The organism is Mucilaginibacter agri (genome assembly GCF_009928685.1).
Taxonomy (GTDB): domain Bacteria; phylum Bacteroidota; class Bacteroidia; order Sphingobacteriales; family Sphingobacteriaceae; genus Mucilaginibacter; species Mucilaginibacter agri.
In genome coordinates this window covers 1-22,710 of record NZ_WWEO01000031.1, presented here as the reverse complement: position 1 = coordinate 22,710, position 22,710 = coordinate 1, and the positions used below count along the sequence as shown (strand labels likewise).

Annotated in this window: 20 protein-coding genes and 1 tRNA gene; 18 read left to right on the top strand and 3 right to left on the bottom strand. The window is 42.1% G+C overall.

Going from position 1 to position 22,710, the window contains the following annotated elements:
• The first annotated feature begins 29 nt into the window (after positions 1-29).
• The 3 genes from GSY63_RS01010 to GSY63_RS01000 all read left to right on the top strand — a co-directional run bounded on the left by GSY63_RS01010 (position 30) and on the right by GSY63_RS01000 (position 3,303).
• The gene (locus GSY63_RS01010) at positions 30-1,277 is read left to right on the top strand and encodes an exo-beta-N-acetylmuramidase NamZ family protein (protein ID WP_166583955.1); all 1,248 of its coding nucleotides are present in this window, start codon (positions 30-32) and stop codon (positions 1,275-1,277) included.
• A 156-nt stretch (positions 1,278-1,433) separates the two neighbouring features.
• Positions 1,434-2,354 carry a methionyl-tRNA formyltransferase gene (gene fmt / locus GSY63_RS01005; protein ID WP_166583954.1) on the top strand — a complete coding sequence of 307 codons (921 nt, stop codon included), beginning with the start codon at positions 1,434-1,436 and terminating at the stop codon, positions 2,352-2,354.
• Between the two features lie 157 nt (positions 2,355-2,511).
• The gene (locus GSY63_RS01000; RefSeq protein WP_166583953.1) at positions 2,512-3,303 is read left to right on the top strand and encodes a DUF3050 domain-containing protein; all 792 of its coding nucleotides are present in this window, start codon (positions 2,512-2,514) and stop codon (positions 3,301-3,303) included.
• Between the two features lie 7 nt (positions 3,304-3,310).
• On the opposite strand, the gene GSY63_RS00995 is transcribed toward GSY63_RS01000, so the two are convergent.
• Positions 3,311-4,093: a M15 family metallopeptidase gene (locus GSY63_RS00995; RefSeq protein ID WP_166583952.1), complete on the bottom strand. Its 783-nt coding sequence runs from the start codon at positions 4,091-4,093 to the stop codon at positions 3,311-3,313.
• 353 nt (positions 4,094-4,446) lie between these two features.
• Between GSY63_RS00995 and GSY63_RS00990 the strand changes: the two genes are divergently transcribed.
• The 4 genes from GSY63_RS00990 (at position 4,447) to GSY63_RS00975 (ending at position 7,238) form a co-directional block, all read left to right on the top strand.
• Positions 4,447-4,755 carry a hypothetical protein gene (locus GSY63_RS00990; RefSeq protein WP_166583951.1) on the top strand — a complete coding sequence of 103 codons (309 nt, stop codon included), beginning with the start codon at positions 4,447-4,449 and terminating at the stop codon, positions 4,753-4,755.
• Between the two features lie 180 nt (positions 4,756-4,935).
• On the top strand, positions 4,936-6,162 hold the full coding sequence (locus tag GSY63_RS00985; RefSeq protein WP_166583950.1) for a BamA/TamA family outer membrane protein: 1,227 nt from the start codon (positions 4,936-4,938) through the stop codon (positions 6,160-6,162).
• Positions 6,163-6,220: 58 nt separating this feature from the next.
• Positions 6,221-6,655 carry a PPC domain-containing DNA-binding protein gene (locus GSY63_RS00980; protein ID WP_166583949.1) on the top strand — a complete coding sequence of 145 codons (435 nt, stop codon included), beginning with the start codon at positions 6,221-6,223 and terminating at the stop codon, positions 6,653-6,655.
• A 220-nt stretch (positions 6,656-6,875) separates the two neighbouring features.
• A complete protein-coding gene (locus tag GSY63_RS00975) occupies positions 6,876-7,238 on the top strand; it encodes a response regulator (protein WP_166583948.1) in 363 nt (120 codons plus the stop codon).
• Positions 7,239-7,314: 76 nt separating this feature from the next.
• Here the strand turns inward: GSY63_RS00975 and GSY63_RS00970 are convergent, their stop codons facing one another.
• Positions 7,315-8,535 (bottom strand): glycoside hydrolase family 5 protein, encoded by a 1,221-nt coding sequence (locus GSY63_RS00970; protein WP_166583947.1) that lies wholly within the window; start codon positions 8,533-8,535, stop codon positions 7,315-7,317.
• A gap of 223 nt (positions 8,536-8,758) precedes the next feature.
• Between GSY63_RS00970 and GSY63_RS00965 the strand changes: the two genes are divergently transcribed.
• Positions 8,759-9,133 (top strand): response regulator transcription factor, encoded by a 375-nt coding sequence (locus tag GSY63_RS00965; protein ID WP_166583946.1) that lies wholly within the window; start codon positions 8,759-8,761, stop codon positions 9,131-9,133.
• Here the strand turns inward: GSY63_RS00965 and GSY63_RS00960 are convergent.
• Positions 9,130-10,119, bottom strand: a complete 990-nt coding sequence (locus GSY63_RS00960; RefSeq protein WP_166583945.1) for a hypothetical protein — start codon at positions 10,117-10,119, stop codon at positions 9,130-9,132. The two genes, GSY63_RS00965 and GSY63_RS00960, sit on opposite strands and share 4 nt — an antisense overlap.
• Positions 10,120-10,447: 328 nt before the next feature.
• On the opposite strand from GSY63_RS00960, the gene GSY63_RS00955 reads away from it, so the two are divergent.
• The 10 genes from GSY63_RS00955 (at position 10,448) to GSY63_RS00910 (ending at position 22,709) form a co-directional block, all read left to right on the top strand.
• Positions 10,448-13,537 (top strand): tetratricopeptide repeat protein, encoded by a 3,090-nt coding sequence (locus tag GSY63_RS00955; protein ID WP_166583944.1) that lies wholly within the window; start codon positions 10,448-10,450, stop codon positions 13,535-13,537.
• A 21-nt stretch (positions 13,538-13,558) separates the two neighbouring features.
• On the top strand, positions 13,559-15,412 hold the full coding sequence (locus tag GSY63_RS00950; protein ID WP_166583943.1) for a TonB-dependent receptor: 1,854 nt from the start codon (positions 13,559-13,561) through the stop codon (positions 15,410-15,412).
• Between the two features lie 34 nt (positions 15,413-15,446).
• Entirely contained in the window at positions 15,447-16,652 is a 1,206-nt protein-coding gene (locus GSY63_RS00945; RefSeq protein ID WP_166583942.1) for a hypothetical protein, read from the top strand.
• A gap of 8 nt (positions 16,653-16,660) precedes the next feature.
• Positions 16,661-17,371, top strand: a complete 711-nt coding sequence (locus GSY63_RS00940; RefSeq protein WP_394367167.1) for a MotA/TolQ/ExbB proton channel family protein — start codon at positions 16,661-16,663, stop codon at positions 17,369-17,371.
• Entirely contained in the window at positions 17,368-17,766 is a 399-nt protein-coding gene (locus GSY63_RS00935; protein ID WP_166583940.1) for an ExbD/TolR family protein, read from the top strand. Before GSY63_RS00940 ends, GSY63_RS00935 begins: the two co-directional genes overlap by 4 nt.
• A 7-nt stretch (positions 17,767-17,773) precedes the next feature.
• Positions 17,774-18,589 carry an energy transducer TonB family protein gene (locus GSY63_RS00930; RefSeq protein WP_166583939.1) on the top strand — a complete coding sequence of 272 codons (816 nt, stop codon included), beginning with the start codon at positions 17,774-17,776 and terminating at the stop codon, positions 18,587-18,589.
• Between the two features lie 246 nt (positions 18,590-18,835).
• Positions 18,836-19,246, top strand: coding sequence for a hypothetical protein (locus GSY63_RS00925; RefSeq protein ID WP_166583938.1), 411 nt, complete (start codon positions 18,836-18,838; stop codon positions 19,244-19,246).
• 49 nt (positions 19,247-19,295) lie between these two features.
• A complete protein-coding gene (locus tag GSY63_RS00920; RefSeq protein WP_166583937.1) occupies positions 19,296-20,606 on the top strand; it encodes a bifunctional folylpolyglutamate synthase/dihydrofolate synthase in 1,311 nt (436 codons plus the stop codon).
• A gap of 153 nt (positions 20,607-20,759) precedes the next feature.
• Complete coding sequence (locus GSY63_RS00915; RefSeq protein WP_166583936.1) at positions 20,760-22,496, top strand: phospho-sugar mutase; 1,737 nt, start codon at positions 20,760-20,762, stop codon at positions 22,494-22,496.
• A 139-nt stretch (positions 22,497-22,635) separates the two neighbouring features.
• A tRNA-Asp gene (locus GSY63_RS00910) sits at positions 22,636-22,709 on the top strand.
• Position 22,710: the final 1 nt, after the last annotated feature.

Here is a 22,710-nt window from a genome sequence, read left to right as displayed (position 1 = left end):
ACAAAGCAATTGTTTTACTTACATAACCTATGAATAAAATTTGCAGCTTTCTAATTGTGCTCGGCTTGTTAGGCACCACCGTCTCGGCCCAGCATAAAAAACACAAACACAGTAGTGGCAGCAGTCACAAATCATCGCATAAACACACGTCGGCGGCGATAAGCGGCAACCCTATTCCGGGTGCAGATCAAACCGACGAATACCTTGGTTACCTGAAAGGGAAAAACATTGGCATGGTAGTTAACCAAACATCGGTTATTGGCAAAAACCTAACCCCAAGTCCGGATAGTTTATTAAAATTAGGTGTAAGTGTTAAAAAGGTTTTCGGCCCCGAGCATGGTTTCCGTGGTAACAGTAGCAATGGCGCGAAGGTTAATGACGAGGTTGACAGCCAAACCGGCCTACCCGTGATTTCACTTTATGGCAAACACTACAAACCTACGGTTGATGATCTGAAAGGTATTGACTTGATGATATTTGATATTCAGGATGTAGGCACTCGCTTCTACACCTATATATCCACCCTGCACTACGTAATGGAGGCCTGCGCCGAACAAAACGTTGAACTGATGATCCTCGATCGCCCGAATCCAAATGGTTACCTGGTAGATGGGCCGATACTTGATACTGCATTCCGCTCGTTTGTGGGCATGCACCCTATCCCCGTCTCGCATGGCATGACCATTGGCGAATATGCCCAGATGATCAATGGCGAGGGTTGGTTAAAGAACCACATTCAGTGTAAACTAAAAATTATTAAAATAGCGAGCTATACGCACAAAATGGCGTATAAACTACCGGTATTCCCTTCACCAAACTTAAATACGCAGCAATCTATTTTGCTTTACCCAAGTATTTGCTTTTTCGAGGGCACAACTTTGAGCCTGGGCCGTGGTACTGAATTTCCTTTTACTATGATTGGTCACCCAGGTTTTAAGGGCACTTACAAATTTACATTCACCCCGGTCAGCATCCCCGGAAAAAGCGATAACCCGCCACTCAAAGACCGCCTTTGCTACGGCATCGACCTTCGTAATTATGATACCGACCAACTAAAAAGATCAGGTAAACTGAACCTGAGCTGGCTGATTACCATGTATAAAAACTACCCGGATCAAACCCATTTCTTTAATGCGTATTTCACCAAATTGGCCGGGACTGATACTTTGCGCAAGCAGATTGAACAAGGTTTAACAGAAAAAGAAATCAGACAGAGTTGGGAGCCGGCTTTAAGTGATTTTAAAGCAAAAAGAGAGAAATATTTGTTGTACGAATAAAATTTCTACAAATCGTCATTGCGAGCGGCAGCGAAGCAATCCCAAACTACACAGAGCGGATTTCTTAATCGGGGATTGCTTCGTACCTCGCAATGACGGCTTGATTTATTGTCACAATGACTATTGAGTAAGACCAATGACTAATCATCAAACGAAATGAGAATAATATTTATGGGCACCCCTGAGTTTGCAGTAGCATCTTTAGATGCGCTGATAGACGCAGGGTGCGATATAGTTGCCGTGATAACAGCACCAGATAAACCGGCTGGCCGCGGACAAAAGCTTAACGAATCGGCAGTGAAAAAATATGCACTTGCTAATAACATTAAGGTGCTGCAGCCCGAGAAATTAAAAGACCCTGATTTTTTGCAGGAACTACAAAACTTAAAAGCCGACCTGCAAGTGGTAGTAGCTTTCCGCATGTTGCCAGAAGTAGTTTGGAATATGCCACCCAAGGGTACCATTAACTTACACGCTTCGTTGTTGCCGCAGTACCGTGGCGCAGCTCCGATTAATTGGGCTGTGATTAATGGTGAAAAAGAAAGTGGTGCAACTACCTTCTTGTTGCAACAACAGATAGATACTGGCAACATTTTGTTTACGGAGAAAGTATCCATTCCCGAAGATTTTACAGCCGGCGACTTACACGATAAACTGATGATTAAAGGCGCTGGCCTATTGGTTAAAACTGTTAAGGCGGTGGAAAGCGATAAATTTAACGCACAGCCACAAGACCATTTACTCGAAGGGATTGAGCTTAAACATGCACCTAAAATATTTAAAGACGACTGCAAGATAGACTGGAATAAACCCGTTGAACAGGTATATAACCTCATTCGCGGTTTAAGTCCCTACCCTACCGCATTTACCGAATTGAATGGTAAAACGTTGAAAATATTTACAGCTACTAAGGAGACTGCGACACCTGATACCGAACCTGGTTCGTTTAGCACGGATAATAAAACCTATCTTAAATTTGCCTGCACCGATGGTTATATCAGCGTAAAAGATCTTCAGTTAGAGGGGAAGAAACGTATGGGTGTTGAGGAGTTTTTAAGAGGCGTCAGATTAACTTAGTCATTGATCATTTACGGAATTGGGGATCAATGCTACTGTTTTAAATTTCATAGCTTTTTATACAATCAATAAATGGCAAATGACTAATTACTAATGACTATTTAATGACGACTGACTAACGCTCAATTATTATTTTCGCGGCAAATATTTGAGCAACATGACACCAGAGCAAAGAATTGAGCAGCTTAAAACAGCAATTATCCCGTTTCGCGAAAAACTGACCAATCACCCGTTGTATCAGCAAATTACTTCGCTGGATGATTTGCATGTTTTTATGCAGCACCACGTTTTTGCCGTTTGGGATTTTATGTCGTTGCTTAAATCCCTGCAAATAGGCCTTACCTGCGTTCAGTTGCCTTGGATACCGGTTGGCAATGCCAACACCCGTTATCTGATTAACGAGATTGTAACCGGCGAAGAAAGTGATGTGGATGAGCATGGCGTTCGTAGCAGCCACTTTGAACTTTACCTGAAAGCCATGGAGCAGGCGGGCGCACATCACAATGCTATTGATAACCTGCTATTTGAAATGGCAAGCGGCAAATTTATTGATGAAGCACTTATCATTGCCGATATCCCGGTTTCTGCACGCAACTTTGTGCAGCATACCTTTGAGGTTATCAATACGAACAAACCACACCTCCAAGCTGCTGTATTCACATTCGGCCGCGAAGACCTGATTCCCGATATGTTTATCAGTCTGGTGAAGGAAATCAGCGAACAATTCCCTGGTAAAGTTGATGCTTTCTTATATTATCTGGAAAGACACATTGAGGTTGATGGCGAACACCATTCGCATCTGGCCTACCAAATGACAGCAGAACTTTGCGGCGATGACGATAGTAAATGGATCGAAGCCGAAGCTTCTGTAATAGCTGCCCTGCAAGCCCGTATTGATCTTTGGGATAGCATTTTTGCTACTGTTAACAAGGAAGCTTTAGCAAGCTAAACCTCTGTCAGAGTAGTTCTGCTATCTCGAAGTGCATCCCGTCTTGCTTGGTAAAATGACCTCCCCAGTAAAATCCATTACTGTTGGCTATTTCTACGAGTTCGCGCACTGAGCCCTTTTGCCCAACTAAAGCCGGTTGTGCTCCAAACGCATTCCATTGGGCATTAATATCAAATGCCGACCCAAATGCATGGTTACTTAATGTTGTCTTGCTACCCCTTACAAACCGTGGGTTATAAGATCCGTCGTAACGTAATATCAGGTGCAATAGGTTTGCGGCCGCCCAATCCGACCATAATTTTATCAATTGATCTTTACCAAGCTTGTGAAATTGAATTTGCGTTTGCCCATTAACACCTTGCAATTGCGGTATAGGCACCATTATAATATTATCATGGGCCCAGCTATTAGTTATTTTAATGTGCTCTGGATCCCCGGCTTGCGGTGATGCAGCGAATGTGAATGTGCCAAAAATAGCTTGCCTGGCGGCATTGTTCACCAGCGGTGGAAAACCTGGTTTAGCTGGGAAATTAGCACCCTCGATACCTGTACGATCGTCGTTTACCCCATTGAAGCCGAGCATCATGGCTGCGCCGTAGGTCTTATTACCCACAACACCGTCAGGATGCAAGCCTTCCTCTGTTTGAAAAGCAACCGTCGCTGCCAAGGTATCGGAACCAAATATCCCGTCAGAAGGCTCGTCGAGCAGATCCCGGCCGATCAGAAAATCTTGCCAGATTTCTACAGCTGGGCCATTGCTGTTTATTTTAATAAGTGGTAGAGCAGGCATATACTTAAGGTTTAAGTGTAGTGAGACAACTTGTGACTTAATATGGTATGAGTTTGCCAAACGTCAGGGATTCGCTGGCTTAAACAACCAAGGGGGATTGCGTTTATAAAATTAACTATAAGTTATTACAAAGCAATACCCGAATATAAATTAATATAATCATAGTGCCCTTAATTTTGGACATTTTTATCACTTATCGCCCCTTCGCGCTTTGATTATTGCAAATGGCGGAAATTAGTCCTAAGATCCACAAAACACCCCCGAAAGCGCCATATCTTGCTCTTACAAAAAGCAATTTCTTTTGCCATGGCCTAAAACTTGCATCATAGTCGCATATAATTATTCAGATACTTATGAAAAAGATAGTTTTTAGCTTAGGGTTAATATTTAGCGTACTCTTGAGCAGTACCAACATACAGGCACAACATAAAAAAATTAGCGATCAGGGTAAGGGCGCTATAATAGGCGGCGCCGGCGGTGCTGTTGCCGGTGGCCTTATTGGCCATAGCGTAGGCGGCGCATTAATTGGTGGCGCTATCGGTGCCGGTGGTGGTTATATTATTGGTAATGAGCACCGTAAAAACGTAGAAAAAAGAAAACGGGCTAATTGGAGGGCGCACCATACGCTTGTACGCAAAGCCAAATACCGCTACCATAATTAACATTTAAAAGCATTACTGCATAAGCCTTTGATCCTTCCTGATTCAAAGGCTTTTTAATATCGCTTCCATGAAGATTCCATTAATTTTTTAAGATCAGAAACAACAATAATATTTTTTTGACACTTGGCTGACTTTTCGTAATAAGTTGCTTAAATTACCATTTCTAACTGCTGGTGCTGAATGAAGAAAATTGTATTGTGGTTCTCTTTAGTGTTATTCCCTTACTTATTGCAAGCGCAAAGCGGCAATTCATTTGGTATGGCGCAAAAAGAGATCGATACAGTTGGACAACAAGACCTTATTGGTGTATTTAAAAACTTCTTTAAAGTTTCGCCTTCTCAACACCTTGACGATGGTGGGCCAAAGAAAACCGTATACTTTTCTTTTCTACCCATATCATCGGCAGTACCCGGTGGCGGCCGAGCTTTAATCACCTCCACTACCGCAGGTTTTTATATGGGCGATCGGGAGAACACTAACATTTCAACCGTCACCTTTACACCCTATTTTAACTTCACTGGCAGGTTTGGGTTGCCGCTACGATCTAACATCTGGTTCAGCAACAATAATTGGTTTATACAGGGCGATACGCGCTTCCTGGTATATCCCCAGTACACATGGGGCTTGGGTGGTGCGACCGCGCAGGACAATAAGATCAATGTTAACTATAAATATATCCGTTTTTATCAAAGCGCACTTAAGCGCATAACGCCCTATTTCTTCGCAGGCTTAGGTTATAATATGGATTATCATGTTGATGTAGATGCCCAGCACGATCAATTTCAAAACCTCAGAGATTTTACCGGTTACAAGTATGGTACAAGCAATGCCAATTCTTTTTCATCGGGCATCACCATGAATTTGCTGTATGATACCCGCAATAATTCACTAAATCCTTTGCCAGGCTGCTATTCTAATCTTGTTTATCGATATAACACACCTATGCTGGGTAGCAATGCCAGCTGGCAATCCTTATATGTCGACGTTCGTAAGTATATCCCTTTTACCCATACCCGACAGCAAAATATGCTGGCCTTATGGAGCTATTATTGGACAACGTTAGACAAAGGCGTTCCTTATCTTGATTTGCCAAGCATTGGATGGGATTTTTACAATCGAAGTGGCAGGGGTATACAGCAAAACCGTTATCGTGGGCAAAGCCTGGCCTACTTCGAGGCCGAATATCGCCGTGATATTTTACCAAGTGGGCTGTTAGGTTTTGTATTGTTTGCCAACAGCACCTCGGTAACTGAGCCCGAAACTCATCAATTTAAATACATCCATCCGGCTGCGGGTGGTGGTTTAAGGCTTAAATTTAACAAGGGTTCTAATACCAACATTGCGCTTGACTATGGCTTTAGCAAGGGCTACTCGGCCTTTATGCTTAACCTCGGCGAAGCATTTTAACGTTACCGCAATCAATTTCCCTGGCAATTGTGTTTACCGTTAAAAAAACACACTTGCTATGAGATGTAAACTGCTTAACAACGGAAATCAGAAAACATGGGCATTAATACTAGATAGTGGCGACAATGTGATGAAATGCATTACGGAGTTCGCCCAGAAAAAGGATTTGAGCACCAGTCAGTTTACAGCTATCGGAGCATTTAGCGAGGCCTTGCTGGCCTTCTTCAATTTCGAAACCAAAGACTACAATCACCTACCGGTTTATGAGCAAACGGAAGTATTAGCCTTCAATGGCAATATTACTTTAACCGAAGACAATGATATACAAATACACGCCCATGCAGTGCTTGGCAAATCGGATGGGAGTACCACAGGAGGGCATGTGTTATCCGCCACCGTACACCCTACGCTCGAAATAATTATAACAGAATCGCCAGTATATCTTAAACGACACCACGACCATGAAACTGGGTTACAGTTATTAAAATTTTAATTAACCTTTGCGTTATATAGCCTTATAAATAGGGTTTAGGCTACGTGTTTGCTACGATGCAACAAACTTATCACAGTATAAATAGTTTATATATTAATTATATAATACATATCTTTACGTTGTAATTGATTATTCCCCCTGATACGATTATACTAGCCGATACGTTACATATTTTCAGCTACGGCATAATCGAAGCCCGGCCCTCATTTAAAATTTAACTATGGCAAAACGTATTTTAATAATTGACGATAACCAGGACATACTGGATATTGTACAAGAAACCCTTGCCTACGAAAATTTTGAAGTAATGGCCAAACCTGATACTGACGATTACCTGTCAACAGTTAAAGAGTTTTTACCAGATCTGGTTATACTTGATTATCGATTAGGCAACATTACAGGAGGCGAAATCTGCAGGCAGATTAAGGCCAATCCTGAGCTTAATGAAATCCCCGTTATTATATTCTCAGCTTATGTCAATAGAAGCGAAGACTTATTTGCTTATGGCTGTGATGCTATTATTGACAAACCGTTTGACCTTGTTGAACTGATAGACAAAGTAAACAACCTGGTTGAGAATTAAATCCAGAATTTATTTTATAAAAAAAAGGAGTTATCAAAACCGATAACTCCTTTTTTGTGCGTTCTTTTTTGGATTGCTACTTTAACCCAAGTGCTTCTGAATAAGCTTTGTTTGGTCGGCTGTTAACAAACTTGCTGTTTTCTATCATTTGATACAGAGCCTTTTTAATAGCACTTCTATCTTCGGGCGCTGCTTTGCGAATTTGCTCAAAGCTCTCGCGTTTCTTTTCAGTGTACTCCACAATAGCGTCATAACCATCCGGTTTGTTAAAGGTCATGAAACTGCTTTCGCTGTCCATCTTTTTGTAGGGCCAAAAATGCCAACCTACGTTGTTTTTTTCCAGCATCTTGCGGAAGGCTTCGTCCCAGTCATTTTTATTTTCGCCGGTTTCACCGCAATAGATAGGCACATTGTACTTGTCTCTAAAATCGAGGTAATCTTGAATCACGTCCTGTGTGCTGGCAGTCCAGTATTTGTGGAAGGTGTACACCAACTTGTTGTCAAACGGTTTACCAAATACCTTAAAATTGCTATCCCATTGCGCGCCACCTAAAAACACCAGGTGATTTTTATCAACGGTGCGTATGCCTTGTACAATTTCTTTATACATAGGCTCCAGATACGGGTTTAGTTCATTTACGTTAAAATAATGCGCAATAGGTTCGTTCAGCACATCGTAACCTAATACGATAGGCTCATCGTGATAGCGGGCGGCAATTTTAGTCCAGATGTCTACTGTTAGCTTACGCGATGCAGCATTATTAAACAAAAACGGATAACCATCACCATCATCAATATTGTCGCCAGTTTGGCCGCCAGGGGCGCAATGCATATCCAGTATTACATACAGATTTTCTTTTTTACACCAGCCTATTAGACGGTCGAGGAGACGGAATCCGCGATTGGCGTCCGTTGTACCCAGGTAAGTTTCATTAGCAAACATCCGGTAGTTAAAGGGCACACGGATAGAATTGCAACCAATGCTTTTTAAATAATGAATATCGCCTGCTGTAATATAATTGTCGAGGTACTTGGTCCAAAAGGCTTTAGTTTCTTCAGGACCAAGCAACTGGTTAAAAGCTTCATTGATCAATTTCGGCGAACTAATGTCTTTAAATTTGAACATGTAGCCCTCCGGAACAAGCCAGTTACCAAGGTTGGTACCTTTGATTAGAAAGGGTTTGTTATTAACATCAATAATCTGTTTGCCTTTTACACTAATAAATTTTTTAGGCTGACTAATAGCAGGAATATAAATTAGCGCCAGTAAAAGAATGAATCCGATAGTTTTTCTCATTGTTAGGTATGGTTGTTTAATTTTTGAATTCGATCGCCAAACATAACAACTTTAAAGACCCATGGTTTAAAATTTCTTCCACAAAAAAGGTGGTACAGTAATTGCTAAGTGTATAATATACATTTAGTTTGTAACCTTGTAGCAAAAAGGCAACTTTTATTTAGCTACTTACGTTGACAGATCTATTTGCCGGATTTGGGATTTTTAAACTCGAGAACTTGAAATGACAAGGATATTAGCGGTTGATGACGATAAAGACATCTTGGAAATTTTACAATTTATTTTAGAAGACTCTGGTTACGAGGTAGACACACTTTCTGACGGCAGATTACTTTTTGATAAGATACAACAAAATGAACCCGATCTTATTTTGCTGGACATTATGTTGGGTACTACAGACGGGAGGGAACTGTGCAAAAACATTAAGCTGCAAGGCAAAACCCAAAAAATCCCTGTTATTATGATATCAGCAAGCCACAACATTGCTGATGTTTTGAAACAAGATTGTGCCCCTGACGACTTCCTGGCTAAACCATTCGACATTCACGTTTTGCTTCAAAAAATACAAAGACAGTTGAGACCTGAGGCTGCTGCCTAACTGTTAATTGAAGACAGTTCTTTATCAATTAATCTATTCCATCTTTCCTGTTCAGAAGTATTAGTTCCGTGTGCGGTTTCATCATCGTACTGCTTTTGCAAGCGTTCTATCTCGCGCAAGGCTTCAAAATACTCTACATTGATGTAACCATCATAATTTAGCACAGGCAGCTTCTCTTTAAGCATTCGCTTTTTAAATCGCTCGCTTCCCAATTTTACAATATCAAAATGTCGTTGCTCATGGTTTAAAGCATAAGATGTTTGGCTACTCGGGTTCACCCAGCTCGCACTTTTAGGTAAATATACCTTCATTGCCAGGTTTACATATATAACCCCCTTATTTATTGAAGTTTGTTCAGCATAACCGAGGCCGGGCATTACTTCTGCGGTGAACCGGCCGTTGCGTGGCCTGTCTTTAAAATCATCCCAGATAAGCGGCCGTTTAGGCGAATAGTAGATGGTATCCGTTTCTGGTTGTTCGATATAATCTGTAAATACCAATTTCACTTCTCTAGCAAGCAAAGGGTTGCCATCTTCTTGCTTATTAATCCAATTGTTAATGTATGCCATCGCATTTTCTATAGCGTTTCGCAAAGCCGGTTCTGCAACATTTGCTTGCGTTGAAGTTCGGATATAGTGCGCCCCACCAGTATAGTTTACCAAATGAACATATATATCTTCTCCGGTTTGGAGGTCAAAGGCAATTGATAGCTCAACCTTGCCATCCACCCTCCCATCGGGCATAGCAACTTCATTAATAAACATCTTTTGCATGCGTGCTACTACCGGCCTCAGCCCATACTTCAGAGGCAAGTTTTTTTTCACATAGCTTTCAACAGCGGTTAATCCTCCTCCTTGCAAAGGCACAGATACGGCTTCGGTTTTAACTGCGTTTGCAGAGACAGGTATTAACCGGCCAATATTTTTTTTATCGATACGCTCGTCTGTCACTGCCGAAATATAAAAGGCATCTGCATTTAATTTCATAGGTGTATTCCGCAGATTTAAAGGATCTTGAACAGATTGCGCAGCTAATTTAAAGGCGTTGAAAAACAACGTACTGATTCCTATTGTTATGGGCAGTGTGAATCTGATTATTATGTTAAAACGCGTACTCATCCCCGACAAATCTTACTATAAACGTATAGTGTATATCAATATTACAAGCGGTAAATGTTCATAGATTTGAGTTTTTTTATGACCCGCTATACCATCATTTTTTTAACTTCGTTATAGAAAGTAATTTTCACACCTTTGTGGAAATATACCTTTGAAATGCATTTATGCTGCTTGCAGCACTGTTATAAGTCAATTTATGATTAAACCCAAATACATTGCTTTACTGGCTCCCGTATGTTTTGCCCTAACAGCCCGTGCCCAGCAAAATCCATCGTTCCAGGTTTACCACACATACCAAACAGCCACCGAACTACTTAAAAATGGCCAGTATGTAGCTGCTGCCGAACAGTTTAGACAGGTGGAAAAAAAAGGGTACAAAACCACCAACCAGTCGCAGTTTGAATCTGAGGTTTCGCTTATTAAAGAGAACTCTCAATATTACGAGGCCCTGTGTGCACTTGAACTAGGTAACGACGACGCCGAAAGCATGTTTCTACGCTTTATTAAAGAGCACCCGGAAAATCCACTTACCAAGTTAGCGTTTTTCCAGATCGGCCGCTCTTATTTTAAACGCGCCAGCTATGCAGATGCACTACGCTGGTTTGATAAAGTAAAAGCGAGCGATCTGAGCGGCAGTCAAAACACAGAATATAAATTTCGTAAAGGCTATGCGTATTTTGTTACCGGCGATACTAAAAACGCACAGCAATTATTTGGTGATGTGCGCAACACCAGATCGCCTTACACCGAGGATGCTACCTATTACTACGCGTATATCGCCTACCTGAACAAGGATTACCATAATGCGCTGGTTAACTTCGAAAAGCTTAAAAACTCTAAGAAATACGAGAACAGCTACCCTTATTATATTACCGCCGTTTACTTTTTAGATAAACGCTATGATGATGTTTTAAAGTACGCCATCCCGATCATCAACAATACCCATCAGCAGCACGAAACCGAAATGCTGCGCATTATTGCTGCTTCTTATTTTGCCAAGGCCGACTACCCTAACACGGTTAAATACTACAACCGTTTCAAATCGCAAGATCAGGGCAAAACGCAAAATACGCAAGACAGCTATCAAATGGGTTATGCTTACTACGAGGTTAAGGACTACCCAAAGGCTTCTGTAGAGCTCGAGAAACTGGTTGATGGCAACGACGTTTACAGCCAGAATGGTAATTATATTTTAGGTGACGTGTTCCTGAAATTAAACAACAAGCAAAGCGCGCGTAACGCCTATTTCGTAGCATCGAAACTTACTTTCGATAAGCAAATGCAGGAAGACGCGCTATTTCAATATGCCAAGCTATCTTACGAACTCGATTTTAATACCCAGGCTTTAGAAGCAACTCGCCTGTATCTTAAAAACTACCCGCGCAGCAAGCGTACCGATGAGGTTAAAGTATTACTTGGTGAAGAATTACTAAACTCACGCAACTACCGCGAAGCCGTTGAGATATTAGAACCAATTGCAAATAATTCGGAGTCGGCTAAAATTGCTTATCAAAAAGTAAGCTATTACCGTGGATTGGAGTTTATTAACGAACGTGCTTTTGAAAACGCGATTGGTATTTTCATCCGCTCGCTAAAGTACCCGATGGACGATAAGATCACCGCGCTTACCACCTATTGGGAAGCAGAGTCGATGTACGAGGTTCGCAAGTATGGCGAGTCGGTTACCAAGTTCGAATCGTTTTTAGATATGCCGGCTGCACGCGAAACCGACGTATACAACTACGCTAACTACGCTTTGGCTTATTCGGCATTTAATGATGAGGCTTATAAAAAAGCAGCAAACTATTTCGAGCGTTTTTTACAAGGCCCGGAAAAGGATCAGAATACCACCAATGATGCTACTGCCCGCTTAGGCGATAGTTATTTCGTAATGAAAAGCTACAGCCAGGCGCTCGAATATTACAACCGTATTATAGCCCAGCAAAGCCCGGGACAGGATTACGCCTTGTTTCAACGCGGTATGATCCAGGGGCTAACCGGCGCCCCGGATGCCAAGATCGCCACGTTGAATGATGTGTTGAGCCGTTTCCCTAATTCGGATTTTGCCGATGACGCCGACTTCGAAATTGCCTACACCAACTTTGTTAAAAACAACGGAGAGGTAGCCAAAACTCAAATGCAGGAGATGATCAAAAAGTATCCGCAGAGTAGCTACGTACCACGGGCATTGATGTCTATCGGCTTAATTGATTACACCGCTAACCGCGATGATGATGCTGTTGTTTCCTTCAAACAGGTTGTACAGCAATATCCGCAAACTGACGAAGGTAAGCAGGCCTTAAAACAGATAGAAAAGATCTATACTGATAAAGGCGACGCGCAAACGTTTATCAGTTACGCCACCACCACGCCTATCGGTAACTATACTACCTCGCAGCAAGAGGATATTATGTTGACGGCCGCCAACAACCTTTATCTGAAAGGCGACTGGCAGGGTACCGTATCGGCTGTTAACGCTTATTACGATAAATTCCCTAAGCCGATTTATGAAAAACAATTGCGGTTTATACGCGCACAGGCCCTGGTTAATTTAAATCGTGGCGATGAGGCTGTTGTAGATTACAATGTGATCCTGAACGACTGGACCAGTCCTTATACTGAGAAATCGTTGATCAGTATGTCCAACTATTACCTCAAACAGAAAAAGTATAACGAGGCAGTGGTGTTCCTGAAAAGGTTGGAAACCAATTCGGAGTACAAAGCCGATTATAACTTCGCCATCAACAATCTCATTTTGTGCTATTCGCAAATGGAGATGGCCGACGACGTGTTGAAATACGTTAAGCTGATCCGCGCGAACGAAAAATCATCAGACGAGGATAAGTTTAAAACAGGCTTGTATGCAGGTAAGGCTTATCTGGATAACGCCGACACAACGGCAGCCGTTAAAGAGTTTAACTATACTGTGGCAAACACTAAAACAATCAGCGCTGCAGAAGCCAAGTATAACCTGGCTTTAATTGAGTACAATAAAGGCAAATACAAGGAGTCGCAAAAAACCTGCTTCGACCTGGTGAACAAAATGCCAAACTATGATTACTGGTTGGCTAAAGCATTCATCTTACTAGCAGATAATTACGTGAAGCTGAAGGATAACTTCCAGGCCAAGGCTACGCTTCAAAGCGTACTCGACAACTATAAAGCAGACGACGATATTATCCCTACTGCAACAGAAAAGCTGCAAAAACTATCGCCGGCTATACCAGAAGCCCAAACAGATACTACAGCCACCAAACCGGCTGCTACCAAAAAGAAAAACAATTAATAAAAGGAAAGAGAACAACTAATGAAATCAAGATATATATTCAGCTTGCTTGTTTTAGGATCAGTTGCTTGCTTTTCCGCTGCTGATGCGCAAACCACGCAAAAGCCCAAAGCTAAAACCACTACCAAGCCGGCTGCTAAAAAACCGGTAACAACGGCTAAGCCCAAAACCACTACTGCGGCAAAAAATCTGGGCGATGTTGCTGCAAAATCTGCTGCGAAGGATACCACTAAGAAAGCTGGTAACAGCAATACACCGACCGACAATAAAGCCACTACGTTATCTGAAGAGATCATCATTACAACCAGCTACAAACCGGTACTGGCTGATGCGGTAAAAATTCGCCGTAACCCAGATCTGGAAGAGAAGATCCCTTTCAAAGCGCCGTTAACTTATACTTCGCTTGATAAACGATTGGAGCAAAATACAGCTATTAAGCAATTAGAAGCCGCCAAGCTTGCCGCAGAACGCGATTCTGTAACCAATAATAGTTTGGTAAAAGTTGGTGTAGGTAACCTCAAAACTACCTTCGCCGAAGCCTATCTAAATAACGGCAAAGATGAGGCCCTACAATTTGGTGCCTGGGCTAAACACTTTGCACAATCTGGCTCTGATGTAGAAAAGCAAAACCAAAGCCGCGAAGAAGTAGGCGTATTTGGCAAATCTATTGGCGCAGATAACACGCTGAGTGGCCGGGTTACCTACAACTATGGCAGCAATTACTTTTATGGTTACGCACCTCAGCCAACGCCTATTACTGCCGACCCTGCCCACCAACATTTCAGCACCATTGGCGCTGAAGGAGAATTGGCCAAAAACTATAAAGATACCGATCGTGTATTCGATTACGCTTTAAAAGCTAAAGGTTATTTGTTTAGCAACGCGTTTAAAGCGCGCGAAAATAATATCGTATTCACAGGTTTCATCAACCAAACCATTAAGCAGTTTTATGCAGGTGTGTCTGGTACTTTAGATCTAGCTTCGCAAAAAGACAATGCCTATAGCATCAATAATAGCATGTTCCGTGCTAACCCCTATTTGAAGTTTCAGGGTGATAACTATAAGATTGATGCGGGTATTAACATCGTAACCGAGTTTGGGTTTAAATCACGGGTATCTATTTTCCCTGCCGCTAAAGCCGAGTTGATGGTTATCCCTTCATACCTTCGCTTATATGTTGAAGCCAAGGGTGATGTAAACAGAACATCGTTAAAAACCCTTTCTGATCAAAATCCATTCATCGGCCAGGACATCAATATTAAAAACAGTGTTGACCAGTTGGATCTTACCGCAGGTATTAAAGGTACTATTGCGCCGGGCTTAGGTTTCAAGGCCGAAGTGTTCCGCTACCAGGTTAAGGACATGGCCTTGTTTGTAAGCAATTTGCTTCCGGATGGTAACAACCAGTTCCAGATCGTTTATGATAATGGCAAATCAAAAGTAAGCGGTTTCCGTGGCGAGTTAGATTATAAAGCATCTGACGATTTTGACCTGTTTGGTAAAGGCGAGTTTAAAGACTATAAAATGAACAGCCAACTCGAAGCCTGGAACATGCCTAAGTTTAATATTACTGCTGGTACGGTTATCCACGCTACGGATAAACTGGATTTTAATGGAGCATTGGTAATACGAGGCGAAACTAAAGACTTACCTTACGCTCAAAGTAACACACTTTCTTTAGCTGATCAGGAGAAAACAACACCATATACAATTAAGTCATTTGCCGATGTTAGCGCTGGCGCCAGTTATAAAATAAACCGCAAAATATCGGTGTTTTTACAGGCAAACAACCTCCTAAATGGTAATAATAAGACATGGTTGTTCTATCGTAATTACGGATTTAATATATTTGGAGGCGTTGGCTTCGGTTTCTGATACGCAGACAACCGGTTAAAAGCCAAACATAGGGATGGATTTATCTAATTACGTAAGCGAATTAATTAAACAGCGGGGCAAGCTAAGTGTGCCCGGGCTGGGCCAATTTGTGCATTTGCGCAAAAGCAGCTATTATGATAAAGAAAGCGGAACCCTTTATCCGCCCTATTACGAAACTACTTTCGACGGCTCTAAAACAGATCCGGAAGATACATCGCTGTTGGCATACATTGCCGAAAAACGGAACATATCACATGCTTCGGCCCGCTTCTTTTTAGATAAATACGTAGATACCATCCGCGAACGCGCCGAGGTAGCAGAGTTTGATTTCGCCGACTTGGGTTCGTTTTATATAGATGAGTTTGGCAAAATAGCCTTCAAAACTACTGAAGCCGAAAACACTTTTAGTTCAACTGTATTTGGTTACCCGCCAATAAGCATCCGGAAACTCATTGATCTTGATCAGCCTGTTAATCCGAAAGAGGTAACTCCAACAGTAGATGCTCCCACCGAACAGGAAAAAGAGCCTGTTATTGACGAAGCGCCTATAGACTTCATCAATTCTAAGCCCGTTGCTCCGGTAGAAATTATACCAGAACCGATACAAGAAGCTAACATTCCGCCGGTAAGTCCCGTATTTGAGCCCCAGGAAAACATTGAGGAAGAGTATCCGGAAGCCAAAAGCAATTTAAAATACTGGATCATAGCTGCAGTGGTGCTTATTTTAGGCGCCGCCGGAATATTTTATTATTATAAATATTACCAACCACACATGGCTAAAGGGGGGCTAACAACTGCGCGCCGGGACTCGGCCCCATCGAATGTGGTAAAAATAGATTCGGATACAACTGCTCAGAAAGATAGTATACCGCCATTGGGTACCGAACCTCCTGCTACTAAGGATTCAGTATCTAAAGTACCTGTACAGCCTACAGTTGATGCTCAAGGCAAACCGGTTACCAATGCTGGCCCAATGGCCGAAATCCCTAAAAATACCTGGCTTATTTTAGGCGGCTCATTCAACAACTATAATAATGCAGTTGCCAATTTAGCAAAGTATAGAGCTCTGGGCTATCCGCAGGCTCGTTTGTTAGATTCTGTCCAAAGAAAAGAATACTTTGCATATAAGATCATCTTCGGTTACCGTTATACCAAGAAAGATGCAGATGCTGCACGTATTGAAATTTTAAAACCAAGAAAACTGAAACCCAAATTTATTTCTGTAGAACCCTATAAGTAAATACAATGATGCTATTAATGCTCCTAACAGATACCGCTACCCATATTGTTGATTCTATTAGCCACACTACCGCGGCCACACCTGCAGCTATTCCGCAGGAAGATCTTCGTTTTGGCGACCTGCTGATAAAAGGTGGTTGGGTAATGATCCCAATCGGTATCCTGGCCGTACTAGGGTTAGTTATTTTCTTCGAACGCTACTTCACTATTCGTAAAGCGTCGAAAGACGAATCGAGCCTGATGAACCAGGTGCGCGATAATATTCAGCATGGCAGGCTCGAATCGGCTATCGCTATTTGCAAAAACAGCAACACGCCACTTGGCCGTATGTTACAAAAAGGCTTATTACGTATCGGTCGCCCTATTAAAGATATCGAAGGCGCTATCGAAAACATCGGTAAGATCGAAGTATCTAAACTGGAAAAAAACATCGGTATTATCGGTATCGTAGCCGGTATTGCGCCCATGTTTGGTTTCTTAGGTACCATCGCTGGTGTAATCAAGATCTTTTATGATATTTCCAAAACAGACAACATCAGTATGGGTGTTATATCGGGTGGTTTATACGTTAAAATGGTAACTTCTGCGGCCGGTTTGTTTGTGGGTATCGTAGCATATATCTGCTACCACATTCTTAACATGATGGTTGACAAAGTAATTTTGAAACTAGAAACCGACGCTATTGAATTTATTGACCTGTTAGAAGAACCAAGCAAATGAATTTAAGGAAAAGAGGTAAACGGGCATCTGCAGAGGTACACACCTCGGCCATGAACGATATCATGTTCTTCCTGCTGCTGTTTTTCTTAATTGCATCAACAGTAACCAACCCGAATGTGATTAAGCTAATGCTGCCCAAATCATCATCAGGCCAGTCGGTATCTAAAAAAACCATTACCGTTTCTGTAACTAAAGATCTGCGGTATTATGTTGATAAGAAAGAAGTCGCTGAGGCTGATCTTTCGAATACGCTGGCAGGCTACAAAAACGTTGCTACCGAATTAACCATTGTATTGTATGTAGACCGTACCGTAGCAATACAAAATGTGGTACAGGTAATGGATACGGCACAAAAATTAAATATAAAACTGGTTTTGGCTACTGAGCCTAAATAGTGGGGAGATGGATTACCGCAACGAAGAAAATAATTATCCCAAAGCATTTTTAGCAACAGGTATTATACTGGCGCTTATTATTGCGATGTGCTATTTTATGGTGTTCAAAATGCCCGTTAAACAAGACGATGGCACCGGCGGTATATTGGTAAACTATGGTACCGTTGACGAAGGTATGGGCAACGATTACATGAGTACCGAAGAGCCATCTAAAGCCGAACACGCCAACAATAGCAAACCGGATAAAGTAACCCCTGCCCCACCAACTGACGCCCCTACACCGGTTGATAATAGCAGCAAGCAGGTGGTTACCCAAAATACAGAAGACGCTCCAGAAGTTAGTAACGATAAAAAACCGAGTGAAACTGTAAAAGCACAACAAGAAGTAACAAAGGCTCCGCCTAAACCGGTAGTGAACCAAAACGCCCTTTACAAAGGCAAAACTAATAACGGCACCGGCGAAGGTGATGGTACCGGCAACACTCCAGGCAACCAGGGCAAACCTGCCGGCAGCACCATGGCCGATAATTATGACGGCACAGGCTCCGGAAATGGCGGAACGGGCATACCGCAACGCAGTTGGACGAACACCCCAGTAAAGCCAGATGGTAAACGGCAGGTAGGCAAAGTTGTGGTTGATTACCGGGTTGACAAAAACGGTAACGTAGTGTATGCCCAGGCGGGCGGTCGGGGCACAACAATAACTGATTCGGATTTGCTGCAAAAGTGTGAAGATGCTGTAAAAAATGCCAAACTAAACGCTCCGGATTCAGCGCCCGACTTGCAACAAGGTAAGGTTACATTTATATTTAAGCTGCAATAAAACATATCCCATTTGTCATTTCGACAAAGAAGGAATCTTCTTCATCGTACACGGTGAACTTTACTATCTAGTAAGATTCTTCACTATCGTTCAGGATGATAAAACATATTTAAACTGCCATTACGAATTATAAGAGATTATCAGGCTGAGCCACTCGAAAGCCTCCCTGTTTACAAAGTTGATCTGCGCAGTTTGGGATTGCTTCGTACCTCGCGATGACGTTACTTTTTAATCGAAATTTATCTTATGACCGAATTTTTCCTAAAAATCGTCTGTCTTGAAAACGAGCGTTATTCCGTTATAGTAGAAGATGATGGTAGAGTCGCTTATGCATACTTACTTGATAAAGAAGAGATAATTGGAGACATTTGGCTTTACAATCAAAGCCCAACTCCATTAGAAACCGAATGGGTATTAGACGAAGAAAATCCATTCCTAAATCCACAGGAATTTATAAAAGAAAACATCCCCCCTCTTATAGAAGGATATGAGAACGACATTAACTTAAATTGGAAACTTTCTTACGACAAAGAATCTTTGGAAGAAGTTGAGGTCATTATCAGAAATAGACTAATTGTTAAATTATTTCCCGGATCATGTCCCGGTTATTCTAATTTTGTAATAAAAGACGGCCCATTAGGCAAGGTGTTAATATAAAGCTACTGCCACTCGCCACTGCTACTGTTGAAGCCACTGCCATTACTATATGAACTACCAGCAAACACTCGACTATCTATACACCCAACTCCCTATGTTTACGCGGGTTGGTACCTCTGCATTTAAGGCCGATCTGACTAACACTTTGGCTCTGTGCGAACTATTGGATAATCCTCAGCATAAATTCAAGAGCATCCACATAGGTGGCACTAATGGTAAGGGCTCAACATCGCATATGTTGGCGGCTGTGTTACAAACTGCGGGATATAAAACCGGCCTATACACTTCGCCGCATTTGCGCGATTTTAGAGAACGTATCCGCATTAATGGTGAAATGATACCCGAACAGGATGTTGTAGATTTTGTAGCTGATTATAAAACGGATTTCGAAAAAATTCAGCCTTCTTTTTTTGAGATGACGGTAGCTTTGGCTTTCGATCACTTCGCCAAAAACAAAGTAGACATTGCCATTATAGAAGTTGGCTTAGGTGGTAGGCTGGATTCTACCAATGTAATTACCCCACTCCTATCCGTTATCACCAACATAGGCTGGGATCACATGAACTTACTTGGTGATACACTGCCACTAATTGCAGGCGAAAAAGCCGGTATTATCAAACCAAATATTCCGGTTATCATCGGCGAATATCAGCCCGTGGTTGCCCCGGTTTTTGAGCAAAAAGCCGAGCAGCATAAAAGCCCCCTAAGCTTTGCATCTGAACGTTGGAATGTGGAAGCAAAAGAAAAGACTGAAAAGTATCTCACTATCGAGGCCACCCCGATAACCGACAGCCGTAAACCGACAACTGAAAGTCAACAGACAACAGAATATCAACTCGATCTTACAGGCAGCTATCAACTTAAAAATGTAAAAACCGTTTTAACGGCCGCCGAGGCACTGAACAAATTAGGTTTCAGCATAAGCAATATGCAATTGCGGAGGGCGCTAAAAAATGTACAGGGCATTACCGGATTACAAGGCCGCTGGCAAACGCTAAGTATCAACCCGTTAACCATTTGCGATACAGGGCATAATCCCGAAGGCATTCGAGAAGTATTGAAAAATATCGCCTCGGTAAACTACACACGCTTGCACTTTGTTATCGGGGTGGTTAATGATAAGGACATTAGCAAAATATTGCAGATGCTGCCGCAGGATGCTACCTATTATTTCTGCCGGCCAGATATCCCTCGCGGTTTAGATGCAGAGCTATTAAAAACGCAGGCGATTGAAGCAGGCTTACATGGCAAGGTTTATTCTTCGGTAGAAGCGGCACTAAGTGCGGCACAAGCTGCCGCTAAAAAAGGAGATCTGGTATTTGTTGGAGGTAGTACTTTTGTAGTCGCGGAGGTAGTTTAGAAACTTCACAGCGATGTGAAGTAGTCCTGTTTTACACATTTTATTAAACTTTAGTACAATATTTTAAACATTATAGATCATCATCTATTATATAAAATACTTTTTATCACCATATTTGAGATACACACTGTAAAACATAAAATAATCACATAAATGCAGACTTTAGATCCTACCATTCTTCAAAAAGTAAACTCATGGCTTCAGGGAAGCTACGATGCCGATGTTAAACAACAAATTCAAAAGTTACTTGATGAAAATGCAGTTACAGAGCTAACGGACTCATTTTACAGGGATCTGGAGTTTGGCACAGGCGGCCTGCGCGGCACTATGGGCCCGGGTTCAAACCGTATCAATAAATACACCATTGGTTCGGCTACTCAAGGCCTTGCCAATTATTTAAAAAAGAAATACCCTAACGAAAAGATTAAAGTTGCCATTGCGCACGATAGCCGTAACAATGCCGACCTTTTTTCTAATATTACTGCCGAAGTATTTTCGGCCAATGGCATCCATGTTTATTTCTTCGAGGCTTTACGCCCTACGCCCGAGCTTTCATTCGCTGTGCGTCAATTAGGATGCAAAAGCGGTGTAATGCTTACGGCATCGCACAACCCGAAAGAATATAATGGTTATAAGGCATACGGTGCCGACGGCGGCCAGTTTGTATTTCCCGAAGATCAAGCCGTGATGGACGAAGTTGCTGCGATTAAAAGCATCGACGAAGTAAAATTTGATCGTGTAGATGAAAACATCGAGGTAATCGGGGCCGATATAGACCAGCTTTACCTGGATAGCATCGTGAAGCTTTCTGTATCGAAAGACGCTATCAAACGTCAAAAAGACCTTAAAATAGTTTACTCTCCAATCCATGGTACTGGTATTACTTTGGTGCCAAAAGCATTGGAGATGTTCGGCTTCGAGAACGTGATTCTGGTAGATGAGCAGACTACGCCTGATGGTAACTTCCCTACAGTGGTTTACCCTAACCCAGAAGAAAAAGAAGCTTTGACCCTTGCTCTTAAAAAAGCGCAGGAGGTTGATGCAGACCTTGTATTAGCTACAGACCCCGATGCCGACCGTGTGGGTATTGCCGTTAAAAACACAGACAACGAATTCATCCTACTAAACGGTAACCAAACCGGAAGTATGTTAATTAACTATCTTTTATCAGCATGGGAAGATGCGGGCAAGCTAACAGGTAAAGAATACATTGTTAAAACCATTGTAACCTCTAACCTGATTGAAGAGATTGCAAAGGCCAAAAACGTAAAGTTTTATAATACCCTTACGGGCTTTAAGTACATAGGTGAACTGATGACCCAACTGGAAGGTAAAGAAACCTTTATTGGCGGTGGTGAAGAGAGCTATGGCTATTTAATTGGCGAGCTGGTTCGCGATAAAGATGCCGTTGTTTCGAGTGCATTTATTTCCGAAATGACCGCTTATTACAAAGACAAAGGAAGCAGCTTGTTCGAAGCTTTGGTTGATACTTATGTCCAATACGGTTTCTTTAAAGAAAAGCTGATCTCGATTACTAAAAAGGGTAAGAGCGGCGCCGAGGATATCAAAGCCATGATGGCGAAGTTCCGATCTAACCCACCTGCTACATTAGGCGGCTCTAAAGTGGTCCAACTTAAAGACTACGAAATGGGTACCGAAACTGACCTAAACACTGGCGCTGTTAGCAAACTGGATTTTCCTAAATCAGACGTATTGCAGTTTATTACCGAAGATGGCAGCATTATATCTGCACGCCCCTCTGGTACAGAACCGAAAATTAAATTCTATTGCAGTGTAAACGGTAAATTGGCCAGCAAAGAAGCCTATAAAGAAACCGATAAACAACTAGATGCCAAGATCGATACCATTATCCAGGATCTAGGTGTTTAACTGATACACAGACCGATACATAAAAACGGCCCCGATAATATTATCGGGGCCGTTTTTATTTTCAAAAAGAAATTCTCTAAATACACTAAAGCATTTTGTTAATTAAATCCAATTCCTATCTTTGCAGTCCCAAACGGGAGGAGTGGTAGTTCAGCTGGTTAGAATACATGCCTGTCACGCATGGGGTCGCGGGTTCGAGTCCCGTCCATTCCGC

Excerpts from the sequence above, each read along its gene's own strand:
- GSY63_RS00960 (WP_166583945.1), bottom strand. The coding sequence starts at position 10,119 with ATGAAATTAAATGCAGATGCCTTTTATATTTCGGCAGTGACAGACGAG.
- GSY63_RS01010 (WP_166583955.1), top strand. The coding sequence starts at position 30 with ATGAATAAAATTTGCAGCTTTCTAATTGTGCTCGGCTTGTTAGGCACC.
- GSY63_RS00935 (WP_166583940.1), top strand. The coding sequence starts at position 17,368 with ATGAATTTAAGGAAAAGAGGTAAACGGGCATCTGCAGAGGTACACACC.
- GSY63_RS00950 (WP_166583943.1), top strand. The coding sequence starts at position 13,559 with ATGAAATCAAGATATATATTCAGCTTGCTTGTTTTAGGATCAGTTGCT.
- GSY63_RS00985 (WP_166583950.1), top strand. The coding sequence starts at position 4,936 with ATGAAGAAAATTGTATTGTGGTTCTCTTTAGTGTTATTCCCTTACTTA.
- GSY63_RS00915 (WP_166583936.1), top strand. The coding sequence starts at position 20,760 with ATGCAGACTTTAGATCCTACCATTCTTCAAAAAGTAAACTCATGGCTT.
- GSY63_RS00980 (WP_166583949.1), top strand. The coding sequence starts at position 6,221 with ATGAGATGTAAACTGCTTAACAACGGAAATCAGAAAACATGGGCATTA.
- GSY63_RS00920 (WP_166583937.1), top strand. The coding sequence starts at position 19,296 with ATGAACTACCAGCAAACACTCGACTATCTATACACCCAACTCCCTATG.
- GSY63_RS00945 (WP_166583942.1), top strand. The coding sequence starts at position 15,447 with ATGGATTTATCTAATTACGTAAGCGAATTAATTAAACAGCGGGGCAAG.
- GSY63_RS01000 (WP_166583953.1), top strand. The coding sequence starts at position 2,512 with ATGACACCAGAGCAAAGAATTGAGCAGCTTAAAACAGCAATTATCCCG.
- GSY63_RS00965 (WP_166583946.1), top strand. The coding sequence starts at position 8,759 with ATGACAAGGATATTAGCGGTTGATGACGATAAAGACATCTTGGAAATT.
- GSY63_RS00970 (WP_166583947.1), bottom strand. The coding sequence starts at position 8,535 with ATGAGAAAAACTATCGGATTCATTCTTTTACTGGCGCTAATTTATATT.
- GSY63_RS00925 (WP_166583938.1), top strand. The coding sequence starts at position 18,836 with ATGACCGAATTTTTCCTAAAAATCGTCTGTCTTGAAAACGAGCGTTAT.
- GSY63_RS00975 (WP_166583948.1), top strand. The coding sequence starts at position 6,876 with ATGGCAAAACGTATTTTAATAATTGACGATAACCAGGACATACTGGAT.
- fmt (WP_166583954.1), top strand. The coding sequence starts at position 1,434 with ATGAGAATAATATTTATGGGCACCCCTGAGTTTGCAGTAGCATCTTTA.
- GSY63_RS00990 (WP_166583951.1), top strand. The coding sequence starts at position 4,447 with ATGAAAAAGATAGTTTTTAGCTTAGGGTTAATATTTAGCGTACTCTTG.
- GSY63_RS00930 (WP_166583939.1), top strand. The coding sequence starts at position 17,774 with ATGGATTACCGCAACGAAGAAAATAATTATCCCAAAGCATTTTTAGCA.
- GSY63_RS00955 (WP_166583944.1), top strand. The coding sequence starts at position 10,448 with ATGATTAAACCCAAATACATTGCTTTACTGGCTCCCGTATGTTTTGCC.
- GSY63_RS00940 (WP_394367167.1), top strand. The coding sequence starts at position 16,661 with ATGCTATTAATGCTCCTAACAGATACCGCTACCCATATTGTTGATTCT.
- GSY63_RS00995 (WP_166583952.1), bottom strand. The coding sequence starts at position 4,093 with ATGCCTGCTCTACCACTTATTAAAATAAACAGCAATGGCCCAGCTGTA.